Annotated in this window: 1 rRNA gene; it reads left to right on the top strand. The window is 50.2% G+C overall.

The window, feature by feature from the left end:
- Nucleotides 1-169 precede the first annotated feature (169 nt).
- Nucleotides 170-3,015 (top strand): 23S ribosomal RNA (locus NI464_RS15610); the annotation flags it as partial.

Here is a 3,015-nt window from a genome sequence, read left to right as displayed (position 1 = left end):
GAAATGAGTTCTAGCGAAATTAACTGAATCAAGCGTTTTGGTATATGAATCTAATTGAAGCTGTACGGTGCTTAAGTGCACAAACGCCAACTGTATGAGCGTGATGAGAGATCATCACAATCTGTTGCTTATCCCACTTGTAAGGATAAACGACTGTTTGGGGTTGTATAGTCAAGTAATTAAGTGCATGTGGTGGATGCCTTGGCAGTCAGAGGCGATGAAAGACGTGATAGCCTGCGAAAAGCTCCGGGGAGGCGGCAAATATCCTGTGATCCGGAGATGTCTGAATGGGGAAACCCACTTACCATAAGGTAGGTATTGCAACATGAATACATAGTGTTGCAAGGCGAACGAGGGGAAGTGAAACATCTCAGTACCCTTAGGAAAAGAAATCAATTGAGATTCCCTCAGTAGCGGCGAGCGAAAGGGGAAGAGCCCATTAAGTCATATAAGTTCTAGTGGAACGCTCTGGGAAGTGCGACCGTAGACGGTGATAGTCCTGTACACGAAAGGGCTTATATGATGATGTCGAGTAGGGCGAGGCACGTGAAACCTTGTCTGAATATGGGGGGACCATCCTCCAAGGCTAAATACTCCTGACTGACCGATAGTGAACCAGTACCGTGAGGGAAAGGCGAAAAGAACCCCTGTGAGGGGAGTGAAATAGATCCTGAAACCGCATGCATACAAGCAGTGGGAGCCGGCTTAGTCCGGTGACTGCGTACCTTTTGTATAATGGGTCAGCGACTTATATTCAGTAGCGAGGTTAACCGCATAGGGGAGCCGTAGGGAAACCGAGTCTTAATAGGGCGTTTAGTTGCTGGGTATAGACCCGAAACCAGGTGATCTATCCATGAGCAGGTTGAAGGTTGGGTAACACTAACTGGAGGACCGAACCCACTGTCGTTGAAAAGCCAGGGGATGACTTGTGGATAGGGGTGAAAGGCTAATCAAACTTGGTGATAGCTGGTTCTCCCCGAAAGCTATTTAGGTAGCGCCTCGGACGAATACCATTGGGGGTAGAGCACTGTTTCGGCTAGGGGGTCATCCCGACTTACCAAACCGATGCAAACTCCGAATACCAATGAGTACTATCCGGGAGACAGACTGCGGGTGCTAACGTCCGTAGTCAAGAGGAAAACAATCCAGACCGCCAGCTAAGGCCCCAAAATTATAGTTAAGTGGGAAACGATGTGGGAAGGCATAGACAGCTAGGAGGTTGGCTTAGAAGCAGCCACCCTTTAAAGAAAGCGTAATAGCTCACTAGTCGAGTCGGCCTGCGCGGAAGATGTAACGGGGCTAAAACTATATGCCGAAGCTGCGGATGCATAATTTATTATGCGTGGTAGGGGAGCGTTCTGTAAGCCGATGAAGGTGGATTGAGAAGTCTGCTGGAGGTATCAGAAGTGCGAATGCTGACGTGAGTAACGACAATGCGAGTGAAAAACTCGCACGCTGAAAGACCAAGGGTTCCAGTCCAACGTTAATCGGGGCTGGGTGAGTCGACCCCTAAGGCGAGGCCGAGAGGCGTAGTCGATGGGAAATTGGTTAATATTCCAATACTTCTGTGTAATGCGATGAGAGGACGGAGAAGGTTAAGTCAGCCTGGCGTTGGTTGTCCAGGTGGAAGGTTGTAGGCATGTATCTTAGGCAAATCCGGGGTACTCTATGCTGAGAACTGATAGCAAGCTGTACTTGTACAGTGAAGTGGCTGATACCATGCTTCCAGGAAAAGTCTCTAAGCTTCAGTTACACAGGAATCGTACCCGAAACCGACACAGGTGGTCAGGTCGAGTAGACCAAAGCGCTTGAGAGAACTCTGCTGAAGGAACTAGGCAAAATGGTACCGTAACTTCGGGAGAAGGTACGCTGTTGTCTGTGATAGGACTTGCTCCTTGAGCGGCCGACAGCCTCAGAAACCAGGCCCCTGCAACTGTTTATTAAAAACATAGCACTCTGCAAACACGAAAGTGGACGTATAGGGTGTGATGCCTGCCCGGTGCTGGAAGGTTAATTGATGGGGTTAGCGTAAGCGAAGCTCTTGATCGAAGCCCCAGTAAACGGCGGCCGTAACTATAACGGTCCTAAGGTAGCGAAATTCCTTGTCGGGTAAGTTCCGACCTGCACGAATGGCATAATGATGGGGGCGCTGTCTCCAGCAGAGACTCAGTGAAATCGAATTCGCCGTGAAGATGCGGTGTACCCGCGGCTAGACGGAAAGACCCCGTGAACCTTTACTGCAGCTTGACATTGAACTTTGATCTTACTTGTGTAGGATAGGTGGGAGGCTTTGAAGTCGCGACGCTAGTTGCGATGGAGCCGTCCTTGAAATACCACCCTGGTAATATTGAGGTTCTAACTCTGTCCCGTTATCCGGGACGAGGACCATGTCTGGTGGGTAGTTTGACTGGGGCGGTCTCCTCCTAAAGAGTAACGGAGGAGTACGAAGGTGCGCTCAGCGTGGTCGGAAATCACGCGTAGAGTATAAAGGCAAAAGCGCGCTTAACTGCGAGACCCACAAGTCGAGCAGGTACGAAAGTAGGTCTTAGTGATCCGGTGGTTCTGTATGGAAGGGCCATCGCTCAACGGATAAAAGGTACTCTGGGGATAACAGGCTGATACCGCCCAAGAGTTCATATCGACGGCGGTGTTTGGCACCTCGATGTCGGCTCATCTCATCCTGGGGCTGAAGCAGGTCCCAAGGGTATGGCTGTTCGCCATTTAAAGAGGTACGCGAGCTGGGTTTAGAACGTCGTGAGACAGTTCGGTCCCTATCTACCGTGGGCGTTGGAAATTTGAGAGGATCTGCTCCTAGTACGAGAGGACCAGAGTGGACGAACCTCTGGTGTACCGGTTGTCACGCCAGTGGCATCGCCGGGTAGCTATGTTCGGAAGGGATAACCGCTGAAAGCATCTAAGCGGGAAGCCTACCTCAAGATAAGATTTCCCCGAGACTTTATGTCTCCTAAAGAGCCGTTGAAGACTACGACGTTGATAGGTTGGATGTGGAAGCAT

Source organism: Acinetobacter lwoffii (genome assembly GCF_024129685.1).
Classification (GTDB): Bacteria; Pseudomonadota; Gammaproteobacteria; order Pseudomonadales; family Moraxellaceae; genus Acinetobacter; species Acinetobacter lwoffii_X.
Note: the sequence above shows the minus strand (reverse complement) of the source record. Positions and strands in the feature narration are given on the sequence as shown.